Source organism: Leisingera daeponensis (assembly GCF_019801465.1).
GTDB classification, from domain to species: domain Bacteria; phylum Pseudomonadota; class Alphaproteobacteria; order Rhodobacterales; family Rhodobacteraceae; genus Leisingera; species Leisingera daeponensis_A.
Map to the genome: position 1 here is coordinate 1 of NZ_JAHVJA010000012.1, position 23,708 is coordinate 23,708.

Consider the following 23,708-nt stretch of genomic DNA (forward strand, 5'->3'; position numbering starts at 1 on the left):
GTCGTTGACTACCTGCCTGATCTTGCGGAGCAGGTGCCGCGCGGGGATGCGCTCTTCCAGATCGACATAGCTGAAAAGCGATCCGCTTACTTCATCCGTCCCGCGCATCATCACCCCCCGCCGAAGTTGTGCTGAGGGTGAATCATGTTCCTCAGACCGCGTCGAGAACCAACTTCTTCAGCAGCCTGTTAAGGGCGGACGGGTGAAACGTTCCCCCGTAAAAAGCCGGTTAAAAAGGCTCTGCCGCTAGGGGATGAGCGAGCAACAGCCGGTCAGGACGTCCATTTTGCCGCCGGCGCGTAGCTGCAGCATGTCGATCGTGATCCCGAAGGTCCGGTCCGACATGCCATCGGAGCAGTGCTGTGCTGTCAGAGTTCCAGACAGGCTTGCGGGCTCGGAGTCGGGATACTTGCTGTGGCGAAGGTTCACGGCGTGGAAGCCGGCTTTTCCGCTGCGGCCTGATGCCGCCTCCCGCGCCGCGAGAGTAAAGCGGATATCCGGATCATCCGGAGTGGTGAGATTTGGCGTTTCATCCAAAGTGAGGGACCAGAAGGGTTCCGTGCCAAAGCAATCCAGAGCCTGGTTTCGCTGCTGGTACCAGTCCCCGACGGGGGTGCGGTCCAGAAATCGCGGTGCGGTCCAGCCTGACTGCTCGCGGCTGTTCACCAGGCCCCATTTGCCGCTGGTGTCGGGGCGGATCACTTCCACCCCGGTTTGATCCGGCGCCAGCGTGCCGATGATTTCAGCGTCGGCTTGCGGCGCGCTGCGGATATTGAGCATGTCGTCAGCCGCAACGCCGGTGACGCTGTAAAGGGCCGGAAACTCCTGTGCCGCGGCGGGAATGGCTGCGGAAGACAGCCAGAGCAGAGCGGCAGCGAGGCACTGCTTCATCGCCGCGCATTCCAGCTGAGCGAGGCATGGCGGCGGGTGTAGAACTCGCCCATCAGGCCGATCACGATCAGAACCAGAGCCACCCATGCGGCGTACTCCCAGGAGCTGAAATGCGGATTGTAGTTGATAAAGACAAACCCGCGCGACTGATCGATGCAGTGAAACAGCGGGTTCCAGTCGAACATCGCCAGCATGAAACTGGGAAGCGTGTTGGCCAGGAACATTTTGCCCGAGGCGATCATGTTGGCGCGCTGGTAGATCATCGTCAGGATGCTGACAAAACTGGGTGCCCAGGGTTTCAGCACCAGAAACACCAGACCCACACCGACCCCGGTGACCCAGGCCAGCAGAACCATGCCGAAAGCCGGAATGGGTTCTTCGATGTGCACGGGCGTATAGGCGACGTGGTAAGCAAACAGGATGGTGAACAGCGACAGCACCTGAATGTAAAGCGCCCCGATCGCGGCAGACAGAATGGCCACCATCGTGTTCATCGGCGCGTGCTGCATCATCGGGCTGCTGGGGCCTTCGGCGCCGGCTACCGCACTGACGGTTTTGGTGTGCACCATGAACAGGTAAACGCCGGACATCACATAGAGCAGGAAATCGCCGCGGATGGCGGAACCGCGCAGCCCCAGCAGCGAAAACATCACGTAGAAGGCGGCAACGAACAGAACTGTCTGCAGCAGATTCAGGCCGAGCGCGACAAAGGCGTTGTTATGCTTGGAGCGGACGCTGCGCACGACGGAATGGAACACGACCTCGGTGAGGGTGAAGAAACCTGACATCCACGAAGGCCGGGTGCGCTGCTGAAACATGAACCTGCGTTCTCTGCTCGAATGTGATGCGGCTGCTTGCCGTTCTGCTGTCTGCGCATCATAAGGGGCAACAGGCAAATTTTCAATTAAACCCGTGTTGGGGAGAACCGCGTGACCTATGACGACCTGGTGCCCGTGATCCGCCGCCTGGCCATCGAAGCCGGTGCGAAGATCATGGAGATCTACAATTCCGACGATTTCGACGTGAAGGTGAAATCCGACGACAGCCCGGTGACCGCAGCGGATGAAGCCGCGGATGCGCTGATTTCGGCGGGCCTGCGGGCGGCGTTCCCTGACATGATGCTGGTCACCGAGGAGCAGGCGGCGTCGCACAAGGAACGCGGTGACACTTTCCTGATCGTTGATCCGCTGGACGGCACCAAGGAGTTCATCCACCGCCGCGGCGATTTCACCGTCAACATCGCGCTTGTCGAAAAGGGCGTGCCGACCCGCGGCGTGGTTTATGCCCCGGCGCGTCAGCGGATGTTCTTCACGCTGGCCGATGGCAGCACGGTTGAGGAGACCGGCAGCTTCGATCCGGACACAATCGGCGAGACCCGCCCGATACGGGTGGCCGACAGCGACAATTCCGCGCTGATGGTGGTGGCCTCGAAATCGCATCGCGATCAGGCGACCGACGATTACATCGGCAAGTACAATGTAAAGGACAGCAAGAGCGCCGGCTCTTCGCTGAAATTCTGCCTGGTGGCGACCGGAGAGGCGGATCTCTACCCCCGGGTCGGCCGCACCATGGAGTGGGATACTGCGGCGGGCCACGCGGTTTTGGCCGGTGCCGGCGGCAAAGTGGTGCGTTTTGATGATCACGCACCGCTGAAATACGGCAAAGAGGGCTATGCGAACCCGTTCTTCATCGCCTATGCCCCGGCAGTGGAACTAAAGGAAGCCTGATGTCTGTCCTGATCGTCATCCCTGCCCGCTACGCCTCGACACGCTATCCCGGAAAACCGCTTGTGCCGCTGACTGGGGCCACCGGCGAGAAACGCTCCCTGGCGGAGCGCTCCTGGCGGGCGGCCTGTTCTGTTCAGGGCGTTGACCGGGTGGTGGTGGCCACCGATGACGATCGTATCAAACAGGCCGCTGAGGCGTTCGGCGCCGAGGTGGTAATGACTTCGGAGTCCTGTGCCAACGGCACCGAGCGCTGTGCGGAGGCGCATTCGGCGCTCGGCGGCGGTTATGAGATCGTGGTAAACCTGCAAGGCGATGCGCCGCTGACACCTCATTGGTTTGTCGAGGATTTGGTAGCAGGGCTGCGGGCCGCCCCTGGCATGGGGCTGGCTACACCGGTGCTGCGCTGCAATGGCGAAACCCTGAACAGCCTGCTTGCGGACCGTAAGGCGGGTCGGGTCGGCGGCACCACTGCGGTGTTTGCCGGCGACCACAGCGCGCTCTATTTCTCCAAAGAGGTGGTGCCTTATTGCGGGCGCACCTTCGGGGATGGCGAAAACACGCCGGTCTTTCACCACGTTGGCGTCTATGCCTACCGTCCGGATGCCTTGGCAGCGTATCCTGATTGGGATACAGGCCCGCTGGAGCAGCTGGAAGGGCTGGAGCAGCTGCGTTTCCTGGAGAACGGACGCAAGGTGCTGTGTGTGGAGGTCGAGGCGCGGGGGCGTGAATTCTGGGAGCTGAACAACCCTGAAGATGTGCCGCGCCTGGAAGCCATGATGAAGAAGATGGGGCATGAGTGAGTGAATTATGGTAATAAATAAAGTAACAGGAAGGCAGCCGCTGCAAAGCGGCAGCCAGAGGCGGCGGGCAGCTGCTTTACAATTTGTTGGAACGAGCCGGGCATGATGCGCGCAAACCTTCCCGCGCGTGATGCGGGGCTGAGCCGCCAAGTCTGGAATTTGAGTATTGAGAGAACGCCATGCGCAAAAAAGTAACTAAGGCAATTTTTCCGGTTGCGGGCCTGGGGACCCGGTTCCTGCCGGCAACGAAGTCCGTCCCGAAGGAAATCATGACTCTGGTCGACCGGCCACTGGTGCAATACGCCATCGACGAGGCGCGGGCTGCCGGGATCAAGGAGTTCATTTTCGTCACCTCTCGCGGCAAGGGCGCACTGGAGGATTATTTCGATCACTCGCCGGTTCTGGAGCAGGAGCTGCGCAAGAAGGGCAAGGACGACCTGCTGGAAATCCTGAAAAGCACCGACATGGAATCCGGTGCCATTGCCTATCTGCGCCAGCACAAGGCGCTGGGCCTGGGCCATGCGGTGTGGTGCGCCCGCCGCCTGATCGCCAATGAGCCCTTTGCGGTGATCCTGCCGGACGATGTGATCGCGGCAGAGAAGCCCTGCTTGCAGCAGATGGTCGAGGCCTATGACGAAACCGGCGGCAATATGGTTGCCGCTATGGAGGTTCCGCCGGAGAAGACCTCTTCCTACGGTGTGCTCGACGTGAAAGAGGATATGGGCCGGGTGGTCGCCGCCAATGGCATGGTCGAAAAGCCGAAGATGGAAGACGCGCCGTCGAACCTCGCGGTGATCGGCCGCTATATCCTGGCGCCGTCGGTTCTGAAGAACCTGAACAAGATGAAGCAGGGCGCCGGCGGCGAGATCCAGCTGACCGATGCGATTGCCGAGGATATCGCCCAGGACGTGCCGGTTTACGGCTACCGCTTCAACGGACAGCGTTTCGATTGCGGCTCCAAGGCTGGCTTCCTGCAGGCGACCGTTGCCTTTGCGCTCGCGCGCGATGAGTTGCGCGATGACCTGATGAGCTACATCACCGAGATCGCGCAGGTCGGCAAGGCCGCGCAGTAACCACTCTGGCCGCCCTTCTTGGGGGCGGCCCAGCATGGGGCAGAGACAGTGACCAATATCCTCGTGACCGGCGGAGCCGGATACATCGGCTCGCACGCCTGCAAGGCGCTGAAGGCGGCGGGCTATACCCCTGTAACCTATGACAACCTGGTGACCGGCTGGCAGGATGCGGTCAAGTTCGGCCCCTTCGAGAAGGGCGACCTGAACGACCGCGCGCGGCTGGATGAGGTGTTTGCTAAATATCAGCCGGCAGCGGTGATGCATTTCGCGGCGCTGAGCCAGGTTGGCGAGGCAATGAGCGAACCGGGCCTCTACTGGGCCAACAACACCGGCGGGTCGCTCAATCTGATCGAGGCCGCGGTGGCGGCGGGCTGCCTGGACTTCGTGTTCTCCTCGACCTGCGCCACCTATGGCGAGCATGACAATGTGGTGCTGGACGAAAACACGCCGCAGCTGCCGCTGAATGCCTATGGCGCATCCAAGCGCGCGGTGGAGGATATCCTCAAGGATTTCGGCGCCGCGCATGGGCTGCGTTCGGTGATATTCCGCTATTTCAATGTGGCGGGCGCCGACCCCGAGGCGGAAGTGGGCGAGTTCCACCGTCCGGAAACCCATCTGGTGCCACTGGTGCTGGATGCGATTGCGGGCAAGCGTGATGCGCTGACCATTTTCGGCACCGACTACGACACCCCGGACGGCACCTGCATCCGCGACTATGTGCATGTCTGCGACCTGGTGGACGCGCATGTGCTGGGCCTGCAATGGCTGGAAAACGGCAACGGAAGCCAGGTGTTCAACCTGGGCACCGGCAGCGGTTTTTCGGTGCGCGAGGTAATGGACAAGGCAGAAGCCGTGACCGGGCAGAAAGTGCCCTGCAACACCGGCCCGCGCCGGGCGGGCGACTGCACCAAGCTGGTGTCGGGATCGACCCGCGCGGTCACCGATCTGGGCTGGGAACCGCGCCGGTCCAGCCTGGAAACCATGATCGCAGACGCCTGGAAGTGGCACAAGACAGGCTACTACGAGCGCTGACAATGGCTAAACCCGCCGCGCCAGAACTGCCGCCGCTGGGCCTGACCGGGGCCTACCGGATGCGGTGGAAGCGGCGGCGGATGCTGTGGCGGGCCCTGCGCGCCCGCCGCCAAATGCAGAAAATTGCGGACCGCACCCTGCAAATCCCCAGAGGCGGCGTTCTGGTTTTTACTGTGCTGCGCAACGAGATCACCAGACTGCCCTATTTCATGGAGCATTACCGGCGGCTGGGTGCCTTGCATTTCCTGGTGGTGGATAATAGCAGCGATGACGGCAGTGCGGAATTCCTCGCGGTTCAGCCGGATGTTTCCCTCTGGTCTGCAACTGGCAGCTACCGGGATACGCGCTTCGGTCTGGACTGGCTGGGCTGGCTGCTGATCCGCCATGGCCACGGCCGCTGGTGCCTTACAGTGGATGCCGATGAACTCCTGGTTTATTCCGGCATGGAGGCGCACGGACTCAATGATCTGACCGGCTTGCTGGAGCAGCAGGGGCGTGCGGGGTTTGGCGCGTTGATGCTGGACCTCTATCCCAAAGGTCCCTTGGGCGCCCAAGCCTACACACCGGGTGAGGACCCGGCAGAAGTGCTGCAATGGTTTGATGCAGGTCCTTACAGGGCGGTGCGTCAGCCGCCGAAGGGCAACCTTTGGGTGCAGGGCGGCGCCCGTGAAAGGGTGTTTTTCGAGGATCAGCGGGAATGCTCGCCGACGCTGAACAAGTTGCCGCTGGTGCGCTGGAACCGCCGTTATGCCTATGTCAATTCCACCCATTCGATGCTGCCGCGGCAAATGAATGCGCTTTATGACGGGCCGGGCGGCACTGCGCCTTCCGGGGTGCTGCTGCACAGCAAGTTTCTGCCCGAGATTGTTTCCAAATCGGCAACGGAAAAGCAGCGGCAACAGCATTTCCATACGCCGCAGCAGTTTACGGGCTATTATGACCGGATCACTGATGCTCCGGATATGTGGTATGCGGGGTCGGTGCGGTACCGCGGCCCGGACCAGCTGGCGGCGCTGGGGCTGATGACGCCGCTGGCCTGGTGACGTCTGGGCATGTTCTCCCGACTGTTGCAGCCGGGCCGTGCGCCGGCGTAACTGTTTCTAAATTCATTGTTAATAGACTGTGTGCGTGACATATTGCGCGGAAGCTAGCGCCCCGCCATGGGGGCGGGCAGGTGCGCTCCTTGGAAAATGGTTTGGAGTTGACGTGGGGCTTTGGGATTCTTACCGGATGCGGTTGCGGCGCAAACGGCGGCTGGTCCGTGCTGTGCGCAAATCCGGTGAGCTGTCGCCTGTGCAGGACAATACAAAGGCAATCCGGCCCGGGGATATCCTGCTGGTCTCCACCATGCGCAATGAGCAGATCAGACTGCCCTATTTTCTGCAATACTACCGCGGTTTAGGAGTCAATCATTTCCTCTTCGTGGACAATGGTTCCACCGACGGCACCGCGGATTACCTGCGCGGGATGGAAGATGTGTCGCTGTGGCACACAACTGCCAGCTACAAGCGGTCAGGTTTCGGTATCGACTGGATGAACTATCTCAAGCGCAGATACGCGCATGAGCATTGGGTTCTGGTGGTCGACCCGGATGAGTTCTTCATCTACCCGTTCTGCGACACAAGGCCGATCCGGGCGCTGACCGACTGGCTGGACAACTCCGCGATCCGCAGCTTTTCGGCGATGCTGCTGGATGTCTATCCCAAGGGCCGGATCGGCGAGGTGCCGTATCAGGCCGGGCAGAACCCGTTGGAAATCGCCCATTGGTTCGACAGCGGCAACTACACCATCAGCCGAAACCCGGAATACGGCAACCTGTGGATCCAGGGCGGGCCCCGGGCACGGGTGTTCTTTGCCGATCAGCCCAGGAAGGCACCGGCGCTGAACAAGATCCCGCTGGTCAAATGGAACCGCCGCTACGCCTTTGCCAGCTCCACCCACGCGCTGCTGCCGCGCGGGCTGAATCAGGTCTATGAGACCGATGGCGGCGAAAAGGCCAGCGGCGCGCTGCTGCATACCAAGTTCCTGGATACTTTCACCGCCAAGGCGGAGGAGGAGCTGGTACGCGGCCAGCATTACGGCGGATCAGCGGAATACAAGGCCTATGCCGCCAGGCTGGCGGAGCAGCCGGAACTGTGGTGCAAGTGGAGCGAGAAATACATCAACTGGCGCCAGCTCGAGATCCTGGGGCTGATGTCCAAGGGGAATTGGGCATGAGCACGGTCGGCGTTGTCATGCTGGTGCACACAGCGCTGGAGCGCGCGGCGCAAGTGGTGCGCCATTGGACCGCAAACGGTTGCCCCGTGGTTCTGCACGTCGACCGGAATGTCAGCCGCGATCTGTTCGCCCGCTTCCGCCAGTCGCTGGACGGCAACCCGCTGGTGCGGTTTGCAGCCCGGCACCGCTGCGAATGGGGCACCTGGGGCATCGTTGCCGCTTCGCAATCCGCGTCGGAGGTGATGCTGGCGGAATTCCCGGACGTTCGGCATGTCTACCTGGCCTCCGGTTCCTGTCTGCCGCTCAGACCGGTACAGGAGCTGACAGACTACCTGGCCGCGCGGCCGCAGACGGATTTCATCGAAAGCGCCACCACCGCGGATGTGCCCTGGATCGTCGGGGGCCTCAGCCATGAGCGGTTCACGCTGCGGTTTCCGTTTTCATGGAAAAAGCACCGCTACCTGTTCGACCGCTATGTGAACTTGCAGCGCAGGCTGCGGATCAAGCGGCGGATACCTCCGGGGCTGGTACCGCATATGGGCAGCCAATGGTGGTGCCTGACGCGGCAAACGTTGTCAGCGATCCTGCAGGACCCGGAGCGCCCGGTTTATGATGCCTATTTCCGCAAGGTTTGGATCCCGGACGAAAGCTATTTCCAGACCCTCGCCCGGCTCTATTCCGGCAATATCGAGAGCCGCTCCCTGACGCTGAGCAAGTTCGATTTTCAGGGCAAGCCGCATATCTTTTATGACGATCACCTGCAGCTGCTGCGCCGCTCTGACTGTTTCGTGGCGCGCAAGATCTGGCCGCATGCGGAGCGCCTGTATCAAGCCTTCCTGACCGATCCTGCCGGGGCGATGAAGCGGACCGAACCGAATCCGGGAAAGATCGATCGGATCTTTGCCAAGGCGGTGGAGCGGCGCACCCGGGGCCGGGCCGGATTGTATATGCAAAGCCGCTTTCCCGGACACGGGTCGGAAAACGGCGTTACCTCCAGCCCCTATTCGGTGTTCCAGGGCTTCACGGAGCTGTTCGAGGATTTCGAAACCTGGCTGGCGCGGACAACCGGCGCCCAGGTGCACGGGCATATCTTTGCGCCGCAGGGAGCGGCGTTCTCCGAAGGTCAGAGCCTGGTCAACGGCTGTCTGAACGGCAACGCCAAGGCGCGCGATTACAACCCGGAGAGCTTTCTGACCAGCCTGATCTGGAACACCCGCGGGGAGCGCCAGTGTTTCCAGTTCGGACCGCGGGACAATCAGGCGGTGAACTGGCTGGTCGCGCGAGATACCAATGCCCAGGTCTCTGTCATTAGTGGCGCCTGGGCGATCCCGCTATTCAAGTCGAGCCGCAGTTTCGCGGAGCTGCGTCAGGAGGCCGCCAGGCTGCAGCAGCGGGAGGCAGAGCAGCTGCAGATCCTGCGTTCGCAATGGACCAAGGCGCGGGTGCGGATCTGGAGCATGGCAGAGTTTGTCGAAGCGCCGATGGAACCCTTGCAGACAATCATTGACGAGATTGGCCCGCTGACCGCGCGGCACCTGGGAGAGGCCCCGAGAATGACCGATCTTGAAGGCTTCGGGCAGTTCCTGCAGAATCTGAAAAATCAGGGCATGCATCCCTACCTGATGGGGGACTTCCCGGTCGGGCAAAGCCCTGCCAGCCCGTCCAAGCCGCAGCGCAAACCCTATCTGGTGCGAAAATCCTGATGTCATCTTCCTTTGATTACTTCGTCGTCTTTGCAGAAATGCGGACCGGCTCCAATTTCCTGGAGACCAACCTGAATGCCTTTGACGGGCTGGCCTGCCATGGCGAGGCGTTTAACCCGCATTTTATCGGCTATCCCAACAGCACAGATATCCTGGGTGTGACCCGGTCCATGCGGGAAGCAGACCCGGCACGGCTGATTCAGAAGATTAAGGCAGATCCGGGTGCGCTGGGCGGCTTCCGCTATTTCCACGATCATGACCCGCGGGTGCTGGACCTGATGCTTGAGGATCCGCGCTGTGCCAAGATCATTCTGACCCGCAATCCGTTGGACAGCTATGTGTCCTGGAAAATCGCCAAGGAGACCGGCCAGTGGAAGCTGACTGATGTGAAGCGGCGCAAGGACGCCAAGGCGCGGTTTGATGCAGCGGAATTTGCAGCCCATGTGGGAGCGCTGCAGGATTTCCAGATCACACTGCTGAACCGGCTGCAGGCCCTGGGCCAGACAGCGTTTTATGTGGCCTATGAGGACCTGCAGAGCGTAGAGGTGATGAACGGGCTGGCCCGCTGGCTGGGGGCTTTGCACCAGCTGGAAGCGCTGGACGGCAGCCTCAAGCGGCAGAACCCGGCGCCGGTGCTGGCCAAGGTGGCCAATTCTGAGGAGATGCAGGAGGCGCTGGCCGGCATGGATCGGTTCAACTTGACGCGGACTCCGAATTTCGAGCCGCGCCGCGGTCCGGCGGTGCCGGGTTATGTGGCCGGGGTGGTGACGCCGCTGCTTTATCTGCCGCTGAAGGGCGGCCCCGAGGCCGAAGTGGTGCAGTGGATGGCAGGGCTGGACCGCGTGGCGCCGGAGGGGCTGATTCAGGGCATGAACCAGAAACAGCTGCGCCAGTGGAAGCGCGGCAACAAGGGATTCCGCAGCTTTACGGTGCTGCGCCACCCGGCGGCGCGGGCGCATGCGGTGTTCTGCCGCCGGATCCTGAATGCAGGCGAGGGCAGCTACCGGCAGATCCGTAACACGCTCCGGCGGCAGTTCGGTTTGCCAGTGCCAGAGGAGGGGCCTGGTGCGGATTATTCCCGGGCGCAGCACCGCGAAGCGTTTACAGGGTTCCTGGAGTTTGTGCGTGCGAGCCTTGCAGGGCAGACCTCAGTCCGGCTGGATGCGGAATGGGCCACCCAGAGCCAGGCGCTGGCCGGCTTTGCCGAGCTGGGCACGCCGGATCTTCTGGTCCGGGAGGCGGAAATGGGCGAAGATCTGCCCGCGCTGGCCTGCAAACTGGGCCGGATGCAGCCGGAGGCTGTGCCGTCTTCGCCTCCGGATGTACCATTTGAGCTGACGGATATCTATGACGCGGAGCTGGAGGCGCTGATCGCCTCTGTTTACCAGCGCGACTACCTGGCCTTTGGCTTCGGGCCCTGGCAGGGCTGACCTCTCCGTTTCCGCCGGCAGGCTGCCGATGACGGGCGGGAGACCTGACGGATCTGCCGGGTGAAGGTGCTTTGTGCGGCAGCCGGGCTGTGCGGCCGACGCTGCCTGGTGCCTCAGGCCGCTTGGACGGATTGGCCTTCGGTCAGGATGGTATAAAGCGTGGCCGGATCGTGGTTGGCGCGCAGCTTGGTGCAGAAACTTTGCTCGCGCAGAGTGCGCGAGACCAGCGCCAGGGCCTTCAGATGTTCGACACCTGCATCTTCAGGGGCAAACAGGGCAAAGGCAATATCCACAGGCTGTCGGTCGACCGCGCCGAATTCCAGCGGCTTTTCCAGGATCAGGAACGTGCCGCAAACTTCGCTGATGGTGTCCAGCCGGGCATGCGGCAGGGCCACACCGTGGCCGACCCCGGTGGGGCCGAGGCTTTCGCGGTCCAGCAGCGCTTCGAGCGTCGGCTGGGCGTCCAGACCGTAGGCGGCCTGAGCGACATCTGCGATTTCCTGGAACAAGCGCTTCTTGCTCGAGACCGCTCCGATCACCCGGACGGCCTCTGGCTTGAGGATGCTGGAAATATGCATGTGTCTGCTCCGTTCCGGCGCCCCGATTGGGGGCGCCGATGCCTTAGGTGTGTTTACGGATCAATCCAGCCGATGTTGCCGTCGTCGCGGCGGTAGACCACATTCAACCCGTCTTTGCCTTCGTTGCGGAAAACCAGCACCGGTGCGCCTGCCAGCTCCATCTGCATCACCGCTTCCCCGACAGACAGGGAGGGGATGCGGGTCTCCATTTCGGCGACAATGATCGGCTGCAGCGAGTCCGGTTCGGAATCCGCTTCCTCAGAGGCGAGGATATACGAGTTGGCGCCCAGATGTTCAACCGGCTCGCTGCGCTCCTTGTGGTGATCCTTGAGGCGGCGCTTGTACCGGCGCAGCTGCTTTTCCATTTTCTCGCAGCAGGCATCGAAAGCGGCGTAGATTTCGGTTTCGTGAGCCTTTGCCTGAGCGCTCAGCCCCGTTGACAGATGGACCGTAGCTTCACACACATATTCATGCGCCGAACGGGAAAAGACCACAGTCGCGTCGGTTGGCCGTTCGGCGTATTTTTGTACGGCCGAACCCAGCTCATTCTGCACATGAACCTGCAGAGCGTCGCCGATGTCGATCTGTTTGCCGCTGATTTTGTAACGCATGTGATCTCCTTCACAAATTATTGCGGCCGGGCCCGCCGCCAAGGCAATCCTTGGCGGTGTCACGTCAGGTCCGGAACCGGGGGGCAGGCCGGCCATCCGGTTGCATCCGTCCGGGCCTTGTCGCCAAGGCTTCTGTTCGGACTGCATCGGATTGCGCGTATGCCATGAAACAATTCCACGGCAAGACAGCGGGAGAGTCAATGGATAACGCGAAAAAAGAGCCCCGGGTTTACGGCGGTTTTCCGCGATCCTCCAAGGCGGCTGCAAGGGTCAGGAGATGCGGAAATTGTCACCCAGATAGACCCGGCGGACGTTCTCGTTTTCCACGACTTCCCCGGGGCTTCCGGACATCAGCACCTGCCCGTCATGCAGGATGTAGGCACGGTCGACAATCTCCAGAGTCTCGCGCACATTATGGTCGGTTATCAGCACCCCGATGCCGCGCTTCTTGAGGTCTGCCACCAGATGACGGATGTCGCCAACCGAGATCGGATCCACCCCGGCAAAGGGTTCGTCGAGCAGCAGGTACTTGGGATCGGCGGCCAGGCAGCGGGCGATTTCCACCCGGCGCCGTTCGCCGCCGGACAGTGCCAGAGCAGGCGCGCGGCGCAGGTGCTCGATCGAGAAGTCGGACAGCAGCTCCTCCAGCCGCTCGCGGCGCTTGTGCTCGTGCTTTTGCGAGATGTCCAGAACCGCGGAGATGTTGTCCTCCACCGACAGTCCGCGGAAAATGGACATCTCCTGCGGCAGATAGCCGATGCCCAGCCGCGCGCGGCGGTACATCGGCAGGCCGGTGACGTTCTGGCCATCGATGCTGACGGTGCCGGCCTCGGGGAAGACCAGGCCAGCAATGGCGTAGAAGCTGGTGGTCTTGCCGGAGCCGTTGGGGCCGAGCAGGGCCACGACCTCGCCGCGGTTCAGGGACATCGAGACATCCCGGATCACCACTTTCTTCCGGTAGGATTTGCGCAGCCGCTCGATGCGCAGCCCGGAAGAGCCCTCAGTCACAGTCAGGTCCGGTTTTGCCATCAGTTGCTGCCGCCGTTCGGGTTGAGGATGGTTTTTACCCGGCCGGCCATGCGGGCTGTGCCCGACGTGAGGTTCACTTCCAGCCGGTTCGAGGCCAGTGTGCCGTTTTCCTGATTCAAGAGTACATTGCCGGTCATCACAATGGTGCCTTGGTCGATTGTGTATTCTGCCCGTTGCGCTTCAGCGGCGTCCGGGCCGCTGACCAGCACCACGTTGCCGGTCGCCTCCAGCCGTTCGATGCCTGCCTTGCCGCCGCTTTCGCCCGCCGTCTTGTAGATGACCAGAACCCTATCGGCGGACAGCCGCATAATGCCCTGCACGATCAGCACGTTGCCGGTGAATTCGGCGGAACCGTCGGTCTGGTTCACGGCCAGATTATCAGCGGTGACTTCAACCGGCAGACTGGGGTCGGCCTTGACCGCGCCGAAGGCAACGGAAGCCGTCTGTGCCATTGCGAGGCCGGGAAGCACCGCGAAGGGCAGGCAGAAAATCAATGCGCGCAAATAGGACACAGGCTATCTTTCCGGTTGCTGGGGTTCATATAGCAGCTTCACCCCGTTTTTGAACAGCATATGGACCGGGCCGCCCTCGGTTTTTGAGCTGATCTGCATGTTTCCTGCGGTCAGTTTTCCAATTGCGCCGGTTGCGCGGACCGGGCCGGGGCTGTTGGCCTCCAGCCCGCTGAGCGCGGTGTTCAGTTCTTCGGTTTCGACTACCAAGCCATCCGCAGAGGTGATGGTCACATGACCGGTAAAGCGTGCGATGTCCTGGCCGGGGTGGATGGCGCCGGTTCGGGACGCAAGCGTAATCCTGCCGCCGTCTGCCAGCCGGAATTCCGCAGAAAGGTCGCTGGCAACCGCAGGCGTTCCTTCGCCGCCAGGGCGGGCCAGTGCTGCGGTGACCATGATCTCGTCGCCTTGGGCAGTGGTGCCCGAGAAGAACGGCGCGGTGACCTGCTGGCCTTTCATCCGGTCTTCGATTTCCCGTTGCGCGAAGGGGATCACCGCATCTGTATTCACGCCGCGGGAGATCAGGAACAGGGTCGACAGCAAAGCCAGGGCTGCCAGCGGCAACAGCACTTTGAGGTAGGCGACGGCTCTGGAATGGCTGTCCATGGTCTGCTCTCGGGCCCCTGTCTCAGCCCAGTCCTGCGCGCAGGCAGTCGTGGATGTGGAGAAGACCCTCGGCCTTGCGGCCGTTCTCCGGGTCGACCACGAACAGGCAGGTGATCTTGCGCTGGTTCATCACCGCGACGGCCTCTTGCGCCATGGCGTCCGGTGCGATGGTGGCGGGACCGGTGGTCATCACCTCGGCCGCGGTCTTGTCCAGCAGCCCGTCCATGTGGCGGCGCAGGTCGCCGTCGGTGATGATGCCGGCCAGCGAACCATCGGCAGCGGCCACGCCAGCGACACCAAACCCCTTCTGGCTGATTTCAATCAGCGCGTCGGCCATCGGCGTGGTTTCGGAGACCAGCGGCAGGGCGTTATCCGCATGCATCAGGTCGCGCACCTTGCTGAGCTGGGCGCCGAGCTTGCCGCCGGGGTGGAAGTCGCGGAAGTTTTCCGGCCGGAAATTGCGGTGCTTCATCAGCGCAATTGCCAGCGCATCGCCCATCGCCAGGGTCAGCGTGGTGGAGATCGAAGGCACCATGCCAAAGCCGCAGGCCTCGCCCATCGAGGGGATCTGCAGGTGCACATCCGCCTGCTTCATCAGAGTGCTGTCCATTTTGCTGGAAAGCCCGATCAGCGGGATGGCGAAGCGGCGGGTGAAGGCCAGCAGGTTGGCCAGTTCCGGCGCTTCGCCCGAATTGGAGATCGCCAGCACGACGTCGCCTTCGGACAGCATCCCCAGATCACCGTGGCTGGCCTCAGCCGGGTGCACGAAATAGGCCGGCGTGCCGGTGGAAGCCAGGGTGGCGGCGATCTTGTGGCCGATGTGGCCGGACTTGCCGATGCCGCTGACGATGATGCGGCCCTTGGCCCCGAGGATCAGCTGCACCGCTTCGGCAAAGCGTTCGTCCAGGCCTTCAGCCAGGGCGTTCAGCGCCTTGGCCTCATCGGCAATCACCTGCCGCGCGGTGATGAGGAATTTTTCTGCGTCGGTCATGAGTGGGCAAAGATGTCCGTTTCGGGCCAGCCGGCCAGGTCCAGCTTGGCACGCATGGGGAGGAAGTCGAAGCAGGCCTGGGCCATCTCAGAGCGGCCTTCGCGGGCCAGCCGTTTGTCCAGCGCCTCGCGCAGCTTGTGCAAGTGCAGGACGTCGGAGGCCGCGTAGTCCAGCTGTGCCTCGGTCAGCTCTTCGGCGCCCCAGTCGCTCATCTGCTGCTGCTTGGAGATATCGATTCCCAGCAGTTCCTGTAAAAGGTTCTTGAGACCGTGACGGTCGGTGTAGGTGCGTACCAGCCGGCTGGCGATTTTAGTGCAGTAGACCGGAGCCGTCAGGGCTCCGAAGGCGTGGTACATGGCAGCAATGTCAAAGCGGCCAAAGTGGAAGAGCTTCAGCACGTTCGGGTCTTCAAGCATCCGGCACAAGTTGGGCGCTTCGGTCTGGCCCTTTTCCACCTGCACGATATGCGCGTTGCCGTCACCGCCCGACATCTGGATCACGCACAGCCGGTCGCGGTGCGGGTTCAGCCCCATGGTCTCGCAGTCGATCGCGACAACGGGACCGAGATCCAACCCGTCGGGCAGGTCGTTCTTGTACAGGTGATTGGCCACAGGAGTTCCCTTTAGATTATGATCGCGGCAGCAGGGTCTGGAGAGGAAATAGGCGCTTTGGCCGACAAACTCAACTACACTGGGCGAGCTGGTTTATTCGGGCGGAAACGGAATTGCGCCGGTCAGCCGGAGCAGGATGTAGATTCTAAGGTAAGGGGGATGGTGCCCAGGAGAGGACTCGAACCTCCACGTCCATACGGACACTAGCACCTGAAGCTAGCGCGTCTACCAATTCCGCCACCTGGGCAGGTGTCTTGGGATGGGCGTATAGGACGGTTTTGCGGGGCCGTCAAATGGAAATGGGAGGCAAGCCGCCGGAAGCAATAGCGGCCGGTGGCAGCCTGAAGCTGCGAGCGCCGCGTGGCAGGATTTATGTGACAAATGAGACTGAGTGGGGGCTTTGTCATTCCTTTTCGGAATGAAGCCAGAACGCAAACTCATTGGCATTAGGCTCCGCATTCACGGATAAGGTTCCGGTCATTCAGCGCAAGGAGGCCGTATGGACCGCGCCCAGATCGTGCATCAGAACTTCCTGGACCGGGTTCAGGCAGGTGATTTTCCCTCCGGCGCCGGACCGAAGGGGCCGCTTGCGGCAACTGAAGCGGTATCCGTTTTCCGCGCACAGGTCCTGAGCCGCGCGCTGGATCTGGCCAGCCGGTCAATGCAGAAGGCGGGGGAGGGGTTCTATACTATCGGCTCTTCAGGCCATGAGGGGATGGCCGCGGTCGCGCGCGCCCTGCGGCCATCCGATATGGCGTTTCTGCATTACCGCGATGCGGCGTTCCAGATCGCCCGCGCCGATCAGGTGCCGGGGCAGCGGATTGCCTGGGATATGCTGCTGTCCTTTGCCTGCTCCAGCGAAGATCCGACCTCTGGTGGGCGGCACAAGGTCTTGGGCTCCAAGGCGCTGATGATCCCGCCGCAAACTTCGACCATCGCCTCGCACCTGCCCAAGGCGGTGGGGGCGGCCTACTCCATCGGTGCCGCGAAACGGCACCAGCCGGAACATCAGGTGCTGCCGGAGGATGCCATGGTCATGTGCTCCTTCGGGGATGCCTCGGCCAACCACTCCACCGCGCAGGGGGCGATCAATACGGCGGGCTGGACCTCGGTGCAGTCGACGCCGCTGCCGCTGCTGTTTGTCTGCGAGGATAACGGCATCGGCATCTCGGTGAAGACGCCGAAAGGCTGGATCGAGGCGTCGATGGCGCAGCGGCCCGGCATCCGGTATTTCAAGGCGGACGGACTGGATATTTACAACGCCTTTGCAGTGGCGCAGGAGGCGGCGGAGTATGTGCGGACGCGCAAGAAGCCCGCGTTCCTGCACCTGCGCACGGTGCGTCTTTATGGCCATGCCGGGGCGGATGTGCCGACAACCTATATGGCCAAGGCCGAGGTGGAGGCGGATGAGGCCAATGATCCGCTGCTGCATTCGGTGCGGCTGCTGGATGAGGCGGGGGCACTGGGTCCGGAAGAGGCGCTGAAGATCTACACGGACACCTGCGCGCGGGTGGAGCGGATCCGGGCGGAAGCGGTGACGCGGCCGCATCTGAAAACCGCAGAAGATGTCGCGGCCAGCTTGATCCCGCCCAAGCGGGCATGTGCGCCGACCAACGGCCCCAGTGCCGAGGCGCGCGCCAAGGCATTCGGCAGCGACATGCGGGCGATGGAGGAGCCGCAGCCGATGTCGCGCCTCATCAACTGGGCACTGACCGACCTGATGCTGGAGCATCGCGGGATCGTCATGATGGGCGAGGATGTGGGCCGCAAGGGCGGGGTCTATGGTGTCAGCCAGAAGCTGCAGCAGCGGTTCGGGCCGGACCGGGTGATCGACACGCTGCTGGACGAGCAGTCGATCTTGGGACTGGCGATCGGCATGGGGCACAACGGGTTCCTGCCGATCCCGGAAATTCAGTTCCTTGCCTATCTGCACAACGCCGAGGACCAGCTGCGCGGCGAGGCGGCGACCCTGCCGTTTTTCTCGAACGGGCAGTTCTCCAACCCGATGGTGCTGCGGATCGCCGGACTGGGGTACCAGAAGGGCTTTGGCGGCCATTTCCACAATGACAACTCACTGGCCGTGCTGCGGGATATTCCGGGGATCGTGATTGCCTGCCCGTCGGACGGGGCAGAGGCGGCGATGATGATGCGCGAGGCCGTGCGGCTGGCGCGTGAGGAGCAGCGGGTGGTGGTTTTTGTCGAGCCTATCGCTCTCTATCCGATGCGGGATCTGCACGAGGCCAAGGATGGCGGCTGGATGCGGACCTACCCGTCGCCGGACCAGCGGATCAGCTTGGGGGAGGTTGGCGCGCATGGCGATGGCACCGATCTGGCCATCGTCACCTATGGCAACGGGCGGTATCTCTCCACCCAGGCACAAGCAGAGCTGGCCGTGCATGGCGTGAAGACCCGGATCGTCGATCTGCGCTGGCTCGCACCGTTGCCGGAGACGGCGCTGCTGGGGGCGGTCGAGGACTGCAAGAACGTGCTGATCGTCGACGAATGCCGTGTCACCGGCAGCCAGTCGGAAGCGCTGATGGCGCTGTTTGCAGAGCAAAGCTATATCCCGACGGCCAGGATTGCAGCCACTGATTGCTTCATTGCAACTGGCCCTGCTTATGGAGCTACGCTGCCGTCAAGGGACAGCATTGTTGGGGCCGCTTTGAAGCTGGCAGGAGGCAAGAAATGACCCGCACTGCTGTTTTGATCTGCCCGGGACGGGGTACTTACAACAAGGCGGAGCTGGGTTACCTGCATCGTCATCATACGGACAAAGCCGCACTGTTTGCGGGCTTTGACGCGCAGCGCCGGGATGCCGGGCAGGAAGAGGTAACGGCTCTGGACGGGGCTACCCGGTATTCTGTGTCGAAGTACTCCCGCGGAGATGTTGCCTCGCCGCTGATTTTTGCTTCGGCGCTGGCGGATGCGCAGTCGCTGGCCGAGGATATCGAGGTTGTTGCGGTAACCGGCAATTCGATGGGCTGGTATATTGCGCTGGCCGCAAGCGGGGCGCTGAGTGCGGCGGACGGGTTCAGGGTGGTGAACACCATGGGCACACTGATGCAGAAGCAGCTGATCGGCGGCCAGCTGGTCTATCCCTTTGCCGGGCCGGATTGGCAGGATGATCCCGCCCGCAAGGCGGAGCTGCTGGCGCTGGCAGCAGAGATCAATGCGCGCGAAGGGCATGACCTGGCGCTCTCGATCGATCTGGGCGGGCTGCTGGTGCTGGCCGGGAATGAGGCCGGGCTGACGGCGATTGAGGCGGCAGTGCCGGTGGTGGAGGAGCGTTTTCCGATGCGGCTGGCTAATCATGCGGCCTTTCACACGGCACTGCAGGCGCCGGTGGCGGCCGAGGGGCGCAAGCGGCTGGGGGCGGAGATGTTCACCCAGCCGGAGCTGCCGCTGATCGACGGGCGCGGGCAGATCTGGTGGCCAGGCGCGACGGACACACGGGCCCTTTGGGACTACACCTTGGGGCATCAGGTGGTGGAGGCCTATGATTTCACCCGCGCGGTGCAGAATGCGGCTTATGAGTTCGCGCCGGACCTGTTCATCGTGACCGGCCCCGGCACTACGCTGGGAGGCGCGGTGGCGCAATCGCTGGTTCTAGGCGGCTGGCAGGGTATGACCGGCAAGGAAACGTTCAAGGTTCGGCAGGCCAAAACGCCGATGCTGGTTTCAATGGGCGATGATGCACAGCGCGGCCAAGCAACCGGCTGATCCGAAAATGTTTAAGGCGTCCCTCACAGGAGGGCCAAAGGGCAGAGGCTATCCGGTGGCTGCCTGAGGTTTCTGCGCCGCTGGAATGGCGAAGCTCGCGACCGGCCGTGAGACATTGTGCAGGCTGATCTGCCCGAGGGAGAGAGCCTCGGACGGGTCGTTCACAATGTCGCTGCTGACTACAATTGCGTGGTTGACGGTTTTTCCGTAGTCGCCCAGACGGGCGGCGACATTGGCGGCCTGGCCGATCACCGTAAAATCCAGCCGTTCGCGCGAACCGATGTTGCCATAGGTGACCCGCCCATAGGCGATGCCGATTGCGGCCTCGCAGCGGTGGCCGTCTTCTTCCCGGGCGATCTCCTCCAGCCGGGCAACAATGGCGCGGGCGCTGTCCAAAGCCTGAGAGCGCGCTTGCTGCGGTTCGCTGCCGGCCGGAAACACCGCCAGCACAGCATCGCCGATGAACTTCAGGACCTCGCCGCCATGATCATGCACAATGGTCGAGGCGGTTTCGAAAAACTGGTTCAGAAGCACGATATAGTCTTTCCGCCCCAGCTGCTCCTCCAGCCGGGTGGAGCCGCGCAGATCGCAGAACATGATGGCAGCATCGATTTCATCGCCGTCGCCGCGGCGGATTTCGCCGCCCAGAACCCGGGCGCCGGTGCGTTTGCCCACATAGGTTTCCAGAAGCGACCGGGCGTTTTCGCGCTGCATGAAGATTTCGTAGTAGCGGGCAATTACCCCTGAGCATTCGAAGGTAAGGCCTAGATTGGCGGTTGAGAAGCCTTCCGGGTGATCGCTGGTGAGCGTCAGCACATTGATGCGCCCGTCAGAAAACCGCAGCGGCATGGCGACATAGTCGGTGGCACCTTCTTTGCGCAAGTCCTCGAGAATCGGGAAAGCGTCGTCCGTGCAACAGCTGTCTAGCCTGTGCCGAACCCCGCCCAGCCCGTTTGAAACATGCCGCAGCGGGCTGTTCTGGTAGGCTGGGTGGTCGTGGATTTCATACGACGGGGCGTAGGTCGTGACCTCGCCCGTTCTTCTCTGCCAGATAAAGTTCTTGCCCGCGATCAGCGGGTGCAGAGACCAAGCCATGACCGAGAGGCGGGACAGGCAGATACCCTGCTCGACAAACTTTTCCGCCAGCGCGGCGGTCAGCTCTTCCGGCGTTGGCACTGTGAAGGCGTCCCGCAGCAGCCAGTCGATCACCGGGCCGGAGATATTCCCGTAGTCCGGCATCTCAACGGTGTTGCGGCCGTAGTCGAATTCAACCCCGGCACCGGGCATGAACCCGATATAGCCGGAGATGGCAGACGCTTCAGGCAGGGCATCCTCATAGGCCCAGACGCCGTTCTCGACGGTCTCCCCGGGCAGCAGGATGTCGCGGTAGCTTGCGGTGCCCTTGAACGGGCAGAATGTCTGCAGCGGGGTATGGGCAGAGAGCGGAGCGGTTACGTCTTCTGCAGGGAAATAGACCGCTGGGAGAAGCCGGGTTTCATACATCACCTTGGCGCGGCTGCTTTGTGCCAGAATGGTTCCGCCGCGCTGGGCAATGACCCGCCCCTTTAGCGGTTCTACGACAATCCCGTATCCCGGATTGCGGGTCTGCACCTGCGTATCCATCCCTAAGATCCTTGTTCAAGGTGCCGGGCTAGCGGCGGCAACAGGACCGGCCGGCGCGGGCCGGTTCTGCATTATCTGGGGGATCGGGGCGGAAAATCCAGAGCCGGACACATGATGTTGAGCAAAACGGCGCGGCGGATCAGACCATGCGGATCACGTCTTTGCTGATCGCCAGCACATAGCCGCGCTTGGCGATGTTCTTGACCAGCAGCTCGCTGACCATCTGGTTGCCCAGGGTGTCCCGAAGGCGTTTGATCCGGGTGGCGCCGGCGGCTTCCTCGCAATCCGCCGACGTGCGGCCTGAAATCACTGCCTCGATCTCGGCGCCGGACAGCACATCGTCGTCCAGTCTCGCCTCTGCGAGGACCGACAAGGTTTCCATTGCAGCCGGGGTGAGCTTGAACCCCATGTTGTTGAGGTAGACGGTGTTCTCGTCGCGGCTGATCAGCAGCTCGTTCACCTGAATGCCGGAGCGTTCGATCTGGGCCATGCGGCGGTTCAGCATGACCAGCATGCCCAGCACAGTCAAAGCCGCAACCATCATCGCAGTGGCAAAGACCAGCAGCACAAAGATCACCATCCGGTAGCTGGTCAGCGTGTCGGCAAAGGCGGTGCCGGATTGGGCCAGGATCTCCAGCAGTTTGATTTCGGCTTGGGCGGTCAGGTCGTTTTCGACAAACAGCCGCTCGACCCGGGCATTGAAGGCATTGGCATCGGGCAGCGTAAGCAGCAGCACAGTGCCGGCAATAACCAGCAGGGCAACGATGGCGGCGATACCAAATGCAATGACCCGTCCGCCGGCGGCACGGGCTTCAGAAACGGAGATAGTAGGGTCCGGCATTGGCCTTCCTTTGCTGCAGGCCTTCGGGGCCGAAAACCGAAAGGACGTTCAGAAGCGTCCAGCCGTCAGGAGCAATGCGGGCCTGGATTTCACCTCGGGCGGCCTGCTTCTGGCAGTCACCGGACAGCTGAATCACACCATAGTGCAGGCGCAGCGGGTTGTCCTGCTTGGCCTTGTAATCGGCGTAGCAATCAGCGGCCTGAGCTGGCGCCGAGAATGCCAGAAGAGCAGCCGCAAGGGCGGGGATCAGAAGGGTCTGTTTCATGCGTGCATCCTGCGTCTGCGCTGCTTGAAATTCAATAACCGCAGGAGGTTGAGTGCGCTGATATCCGATAACAAGCTGCCGATATTGCCTGTCTGACGGGGACGGGGACAGGCTGGCGGCATCAAGTGTTCCGCATTTTCAATAGAAAGGTCCCGTCATGGCTCGTATTCAACGCCCCCAACCGCACCGGAAATTCATTGCAATGATTGTTGCTGCAGCAATTGCCATAACCGGTTTCTCTGCAGCGCCTGCCCGCGCCGACGACGATGTCGCGAAGATCCTTGGCGGTCTGGCGCTGCTTGGGATCTTGGGCGCGGCCATCAAGCATTCCCGGGACAAGGACGACCACGCTGTGACACGCACCTACAGTCCGCCGCAGAACCACGCGCACGGCGGCCACCGGCACCATGGTCACAACCGCCACGGCGGTCACGTCAAACCGCTGCCGCAGTCCGTGCGCCGCTATGATTTGCCTGCGCAGTGCGTCCGCTACTACCCGCGGTACAGCACCAGCTATCCGCTGGCCGCAAAGCGCTGCCTGGAGCGCAACTACGGCTACACACACAAGCTGCCGAGCGCATGCAAGGTGACCTTCTGGAACGGCCAGCGCAACCGGACCGGCTTCAAACCCGGATGCCTGAAGCGGCATGGCTACCGGATGGTGAACCGCTGATCCGCACAGGGGGTTCGAGCAGCAGCAAACCTGGGGGGCTTCGGCCTCCCTTTTTTGTGCGGGTTGCATCCGGTGCGGGGATTGGGTTTGTCAGAGGCATGATACAGCCCGATTACAATCTTGAAGCCGCTGCCCGTGACAACGGGTTCCTCAGAATTGCAGGTGTGGACGAGGTAGGCCGGGGGCCGCTGGCTGGTCCGGTGACCGCCGCCGCGGTGGTTCTGGATGCCAGCGCAGTTCCTGAAGGTCTCAACGATTCGAAAAAACTCAGCTTGAAAAAACGCGAAGCGCTGGAGGTGGAAATCCTGTCCTCGGCCCAGACAGCGGTCGCCCATGCGACGGTGGAAGAGATTGATTCCCTGAACATTCTGCGCGCATCGCACCTGGCAATGGAGCGCGCAGTGGCAGCGCTGGACCCGCCGCCGGACTACCTGCTGATTGATGGCAACCTGATCCCCAATGGTCTGGCCCTGCCCGCGGCCGCGGTGGTGAAGGGGGATGCTATATCTGTGTCCATCGCGGCGGCCTCGATTTTGGCGAAACTGGCACGTGACAGGATCATGGTGGATTTGGCGCAACAGTTCCCGGGTTATGGCTGGGAGAAAAACGCAGGCTATCCCTCGAAACAGCACCGGGATGCGCTAGTTCAGCTGGGGGTAACCCCACATCATCGGCGCTCATTCAAACCGATACACAATATCTTGTATCAAGAGTGAACCGTAAGGCGTTGTTGTAATAAACAAATTGACCTCGAATCCGCGATGACTCATCCTGTGGA

The 23,708-nt window shown here is 62.2% G+C and carries 24 protein-coding genes and 1 tRNA gene; 12 read left to right on the forward strand and 13 right to left on the reverse strand.

Going from position 1 to position 23,708, the window contains the following annotated elements; all coding sequences use genetic code 11:
* Nucleotides 1–246: 246 nt before the first annotated feature.
* Nucleotides 247–891, reverse strand: coding sequence for a peptide-binding protein (locus tag KUV26_RS19215; RefSeq protein WP_222509604.1), 645 nt, complete (start codon nucleotides 889–891; stop codon nucleotides 247–249).
* Nucleotides 888–1,709 carry an ABC transporter permease gene (locus tag KUV26_RS19220; protein WP_222503757.1) on the reverse strand — a complete coding sequence of 274 codons (822 nt, stop codon included), beginning with the start codon at nucleotides 1,707–1,709 and terminating at the stop codon, nucleotides 888–890. Before KUV26_RS19220 ends, KUV26_RS19215 begins: the two co-directional genes overlap by 4 nt.
* Before the next feature lie 111 nt (nucleotides 1,710–1,820).
* Here KUV26_RS19220 and cysQ point away from each other — a divergent pair, with 111 nt between their 5' ends.
* From cysQ to KUV26_RS19260, 8 genes are all read left to right on the forward strand, one after another.
* Nucleotides 1,821–2,618 carry a 3'(2'),5'-bisphosphate nucleotidase CysQ gene (gene cysQ / locus KUV26_RS19225; protein ID WP_222509605.1) on the forward strand — a complete coding sequence of 266 codons (798 nt, stop codon included), beginning with the start codon at nucleotides 1,821–1,823 and terminating at the stop codon, nucleotides 2,616–2,618.
* A complete protein-coding gene (locus tag KUV26_RS19230; RefSeq protein WP_222503759.1) occupies nucleotides 2,618–3,418 on the forward strand; it encodes a 3-deoxy-manno-octulosonate cytidylyltransferase in 801 nt (266 codons plus the stop codon). Before cysQ ends, KUV26_RS19230 begins: the two co-directional genes overlap by 1 nt.
* A 179-nt stretch (nucleotides 3,419–3,597) precedes the next feature.
* The gene (galU, locus tag KUV26_RS19235) at nucleotides 3,598–4,491 is read left to right on the forward strand and encodes a UTP--glucose-1-phosphate uridylyltransferase GalU (protein WP_222503760.1); all 894 of its coding nucleotides are present in this window, start codon (nucleotides 3,598–3,600) and stop codon (nucleotides 4,489–4,491) included.
* A 48-nt stretch (nucleotides 4,492–4,539) separates the two neighbouring features.
* The gene (gene galE / locus KUV26_RS19240) at nucleotides 4,540–5,523 is read left to right on the forward strand and encodes a UDP-glucose 4-epimerase GalE (protein ID WP_222509606.1); all 984 of its coding nucleotides are present in this window, start codon (nucleotides 4,540–4,542) and stop codon (nucleotides 5,521–5,523) included.
* 2 nt (nucleotides 5,524–5,525) lie between these two features.
* Entirely contained in the window at nucleotides 5,526–6,566 is a 1,041-nt protein-coding gene (locus KUV26_RS19245) for a glycosyltransferase family 2 protein (RefSeq protein WP_222509607.1), read from the forward strand.
* A 187-nt stretch (nucleotides 6,567–6,753) separates the two neighbouring features.
* Nucleotides 6,754–7,740, forward strand: a complete 987-nt coding sequence (locus KUV26_RS19250; RefSeq protein ID WP_222509673.1) for a glycosyltransferase family 2 protein — start codon at nucleotides 6,754–6,756, stop codon at nucleotides 7,738–7,740.
* Nucleotides 7,737–9,443, forward strand: coding sequence for a beta-1,6-N-acetylglucosaminyltransferase (locus KUV26_RS19255; RefSeq protein WP_222509608.1), 1,707 nt, complete (start codon nucleotides 7,737–7,739; stop codon nucleotides 9,441–9,443). Before KUV26_RS19250 ends, KUV26_RS19255 begins: the two co-directional genes overlap by 4 nt.
* On the forward strand, nucleotides 9,443–10,873 hold the full coding sequence (locus KUV26_RS19260; RefSeq protein WP_222509609.1) for a nodulation protein NodH: 1,431 nt from the start codon (nucleotides 9,443–9,445) through the stop codon (nucleotides 10,871–10,873). The genes KUV26_RS19255 and KUV26_RS19260 overlap by 1 nt, the downstream gene beginning before the upstream one ends.
* A 113-nt stretch (nucleotides 10,874–10,986) precedes the next feature.
* Here KUV26_RS19260 and KUV26_RS19265 read toward each other — a convergent pair whose 3' ends face one another.
* From KUV26_RS19265 to KUV26_RS19300, 8 genes are all read right to left on the reverse strand, one after another.
* Nucleotides 10,987–11,451, reverse strand: a complete 465-nt coding sequence (locus KUV26_RS19265; protein ID WP_222509610.1) for a PTS sugar transporter subunit IIA — start codon at nucleotides 11,449–11,451, stop codon at nucleotides 10,987–10,989.
* Nucleotides 11,452–11,504: 53 nt separating this feature from the next.
* Nucleotides 11,505–12,062, reverse strand: coding sequence for a ribosome hibernation-promoting factor, HPF/YfiA family (gene hpf, locus KUV26_RS19270; RefSeq protein WP_222503766.1), 558 nt, complete (start codon nucleotides 12,060–12,062; stop codon nucleotides 11,505–11,507).
* Nucleotides 12,063–12,332: 270 nt separating this feature from the next.
* Nucleotides 12,333–13,091, reverse strand: coding sequence for an LPS export ABC transporter ATP-binding protein (gene lptB, locus KUV26_RS19275; RefSeq protein ID WP_222503767.1), 759 nt, complete (start codon nucleotides 13,089–13,091; stop codon nucleotides 12,333–12,335).
* Entirely contained in the window at nucleotides 13,091–13,543 is a 453-nt protein-coding gene (locus KUV26_RS19280; RefSeq protein ID WP_261398667.1) for an LptA/OstA family protein, read from the reverse strand. The genes lptB and KUV26_RS19280 overlap by 1 nt, the downstream gene beginning before the upstream one ends.
* Before the next feature lie 63 nt (nucleotides 13,544–13,606).
* On the reverse strand, nucleotides 13,607–14,206 hold the full coding sequence (gene lptC / locus KUV26_RS19285) for an LPS export ABC transporter periplasmic protein LptC (protein WP_222509611.1): 600 nt from the start codon (nucleotides 14,204–14,206) through the stop codon (nucleotides 13,607–13,609).
* 22 nt (nucleotides 14,207–14,228) lie between these two features.
* Complete coding sequence (locus KUV26_RS19290) at nucleotides 14,229–15,197, reverse strand: SIS domain-containing protein (RefSeq protein ID WP_222509612.1); 969 nt, start codon at nucleotides 15,195–15,197, stop codon at nucleotides 14,229–14,231.
* Nucleotides 15,194–15,808 (reverse strand): ribonuclease D, encoded by a 615-nt coding sequence (locus tag KUV26_RS19295; RefSeq protein ID WP_222509613.1) that lies wholly within the window; start codon nucleotides 15,806–15,808, stop codon nucleotides 15,194–15,196. Before KUV26_RS19295 ends, KUV26_RS19290 begins: the two co-directional genes overlap by 4 nt.
* A gap of 160 nt (nucleotides 15,809–15,968) precedes the next feature.
* Nucleotides 15,969–16,055: transfer RNA gene (locus KUV26_RS19300), tRNA-Leu, on the reverse strand.
* A gap of 252 nt (nucleotides 16,056–16,307) precedes the next feature.
* Here KUV26_RS19300 and KUV26_RS19305 point away from each other — a divergent pair.
* Together KUV26_RS19305 and KUV26_RS19310 are read left to right on the forward strand one after the other, a co-directional pair.
* Nucleotides 16,308–18,497 (forward strand): dehydrogenase E1 component subunit alpha/beta, encoded by a 2,190-nt coding sequence (locus KUV26_RS19305; RefSeq protein WP_222509614.1) that lies wholly within the window; start codon nucleotides 16,308–16,310, stop codon nucleotides 18,495–18,497.
* Nucleotides 18,494–19,528, forward strand: a complete 1,035-nt coding sequence (locus tag KUV26_RS19310; RefSeq protein WP_222509615.1) for an ACP S-malonyltransferase — start codon at nucleotides 18,494–18,496, stop codon at nucleotides 19,526–19,528. Before KUV26_RS19305 ends, KUV26_RS19310 begins: the two co-directional genes overlap by 4 nt.
* Nucleotides 19,529–19,576: 48 nt before the next feature.
* Here the strand turns inward: KUV26_RS19310 and KUV26_RS19315 are convergent, their stop codons facing one another.
* The 3 genes from KUV26_RS19315 to KUV26_RS19325 form a co-directional block, all read right to left on the reverse strand.
* The gene (locus KUV26_RS19315) at nucleotides 19,577–21,151 is read right to left on the reverse strand and encodes a DUF427 domain-containing protein (RefSeq protein ID WP_222509616.1); all 1,575 of its coding nucleotides are present in this window, start codon (nucleotides 21,149–21,151) and stop codon (nucleotides 19,577–19,579) included.
* A gap of 139 nt (nucleotides 21,152–21,290) precedes the next feature.
* Entirely contained in the window at nucleotides 21,291–21,992 is a 702-nt protein-coding gene (locus KUV26_RS19320; RefSeq protein WP_222503775.1) for a transcriptional regulator, read from the reverse strand.
* Nucleotides 21,964–22,257 (reverse strand): hypothetical protein, encoded by a 294-nt coding sequence (locus KUV26_RS19325; RefSeq protein ID WP_222503776.1) that lies wholly within the window; start codon nucleotides 22,255–22,257, stop codon nucleotides 21,964–21,966. Before KUV26_RS19325 ends, KUV26_RS19320 begins: the two co-directional genes overlap by 29 nt.
* Nucleotides 22,258–22,459: 202 nt before the next feature.
* Here KUV26_RS19325 and KUV26_RS19330 point away from each other — a divergent pair, with 202 nt between their 5' ends.
* On the forward strand, nucleotides 22,460–22,930 hold the full coding sequence (locus KUV26_RS19330) for a hypothetical protein (RefSeq protein WP_409996954.1): 471 nt from the start codon (nucleotides 22,460–22,462) through the stop codon (nucleotides 22,928–22,930).
* Between the two features lie 98 nt (nucleotides 22,931–23,028).
* Nucleotides 23,029–23,646, forward strand: a complete 618-nt coding sequence (locus KUV26_RS19335; RefSeq protein ID WP_222503778.1) for a ribonuclease HII — start codon at nucleotides 23,029–23,031, stop codon at nucleotides 23,644–23,646.
* Nucleotides 23,647–23,708 lie beyond the last annotated feature (62 nt).

Coding starts and splice junctions, on each gene's coding strand:
- KUV26_RS19215 (WP_222509604.1), bottom strand. CDS start 891: ATGAAGCAGTGCCTCGCTGCCGCTCTGCTCTGGCTGTCTTCCGCAGCC.
- KUV26_RS19220 (WP_222503757.1), bottom strand. CDS start 1,709: ATGTTTCAGCAGCGCACCCGGCCTTCGTGGATGTCAGGTTTCTTCACC.
- KUV26_RS19230 (WP_222503759.1), top strand. CDS start 2,618: ATGTCTGTCCTGATCGTCATCCCTGCCCGCTACGCCTCGACACGCTAT.
- galU (WP_222503760.1), top strand. CDS start 3,598: ATGCGCAAAAAAGTAACTAAGGCAATTTTTCCGGTTGCGGGCCTGGGG.
- KUV26_RS19245 (WP_222509607.1), top strand. CDS start 5,526: ATGGCTAAACCCGCCGCGCCAGAACTGCCGCCGCTGGGCCTGACCGGG.
- KUV26_RS19250 (WP_222509673.1), top strand. CDS start 6,754: ATGCGGTTGCGGCGCAAACGGCGGCTGGTCCGTGCTGTGCGCAAATCC.
- KUV26_RS19255 (WP_222509608.1), top strand. CDS start 7,737: ATGAGCACGGTCGGCGTTGTCATGCTGGTGCACACAGCGCTGGAGCGC.
- KUV26_RS19260 (WP_222509609.1), top strand. CDS start 9,443: ATGTCATCTTCCTTTGATTACTTCGTCGTCTTTGCAGAAATGCGGACC.
- KUV26_RS19265 (WP_222509610.1), bottom strand. CDS start 11,451: ATGCATATTTCCAGCATCCTCAAGCCAGAGGCCGTCCGGGTGATCGGA.
- hpf (WP_222503766.1), bottom strand. CDS start 12,062: ATGCGTTACAAAATCAGCGGCAAACAGATCGACATCGGCGACGCTCTG.
- lptB (WP_222503767.1), bottom strand. CDS start 13,091: ATGGCAAAACCGGACCTGACTGTGACTGAGGGCTCTTCCGGGCTGCGC.
- KUV26_RS19280 (WP_261398667.1), bottom strand. CDS start 13,543: ATGGCACAGACGGCTTCCGTTGCCTTCGGCGCGGTCAAGGCCGACCCC.
- lptC (WP_222509611.1), bottom strand. CDS start 14,206: ATGGACAGCCATTCCAGAGCCGTCGCCTACCTCAAAGTGCTGTTGCCG.
- KUV26_RS19290 (WP_222509612.1), bottom strand. CDS start 15,197: ATGACCGACGCAGAAAAATTCCTCATCACCGCGCGGCAGGTGATTGCC.
- KUV26_RS19305 (WP_222509614.1), top strand. CDS start 16,308: ATGGACCGCGCCCAGATCGTGCATCAGAACTTCCTGGACCGGGTTCAG.
- KUV26_RS19310 (WP_222509615.1), top strand. CDS start 18,494: ATGACCCGCACTGCTGTTTTGATCTGCCCGGGACGGGGTACTTACAAC.
- KUV26_RS19315 (WP_222509616.1), bottom strand. CDS start 21,151: ATGGATACGCAGGTGCAGACCCGCAATCCGGGATACGGGATTGTCGTA.
- KUV26_RS19320 (WP_222503775.1), bottom strand. CDS start 21,992: ATGCCGGACCCTACTATCTCCGTTTCTGAAGCCCGTGCCGCCGGCGGA.
- KUV26_RS19325 (WP_222503776.1), bottom strand. CDS start 22,257: ATGAAACAGACCCTTCTGATCCCCGCCCTTGCGGCTGCTCTTCTGGCA.
- KUV26_RS19330 (WP_409996954.1), top strand. CDS start 22,460: ATGATTGTTGCTGCAGCAATTGCCATAACCGGTTTCTCTGCAGCGCCT.
- KUV26_RS19335 (WP_222503778.1), top strand. CDS start 23,029: ATGATACAGCCCGATTACAATCTTGAAGCCGCTGCCCGTGACAACGGG.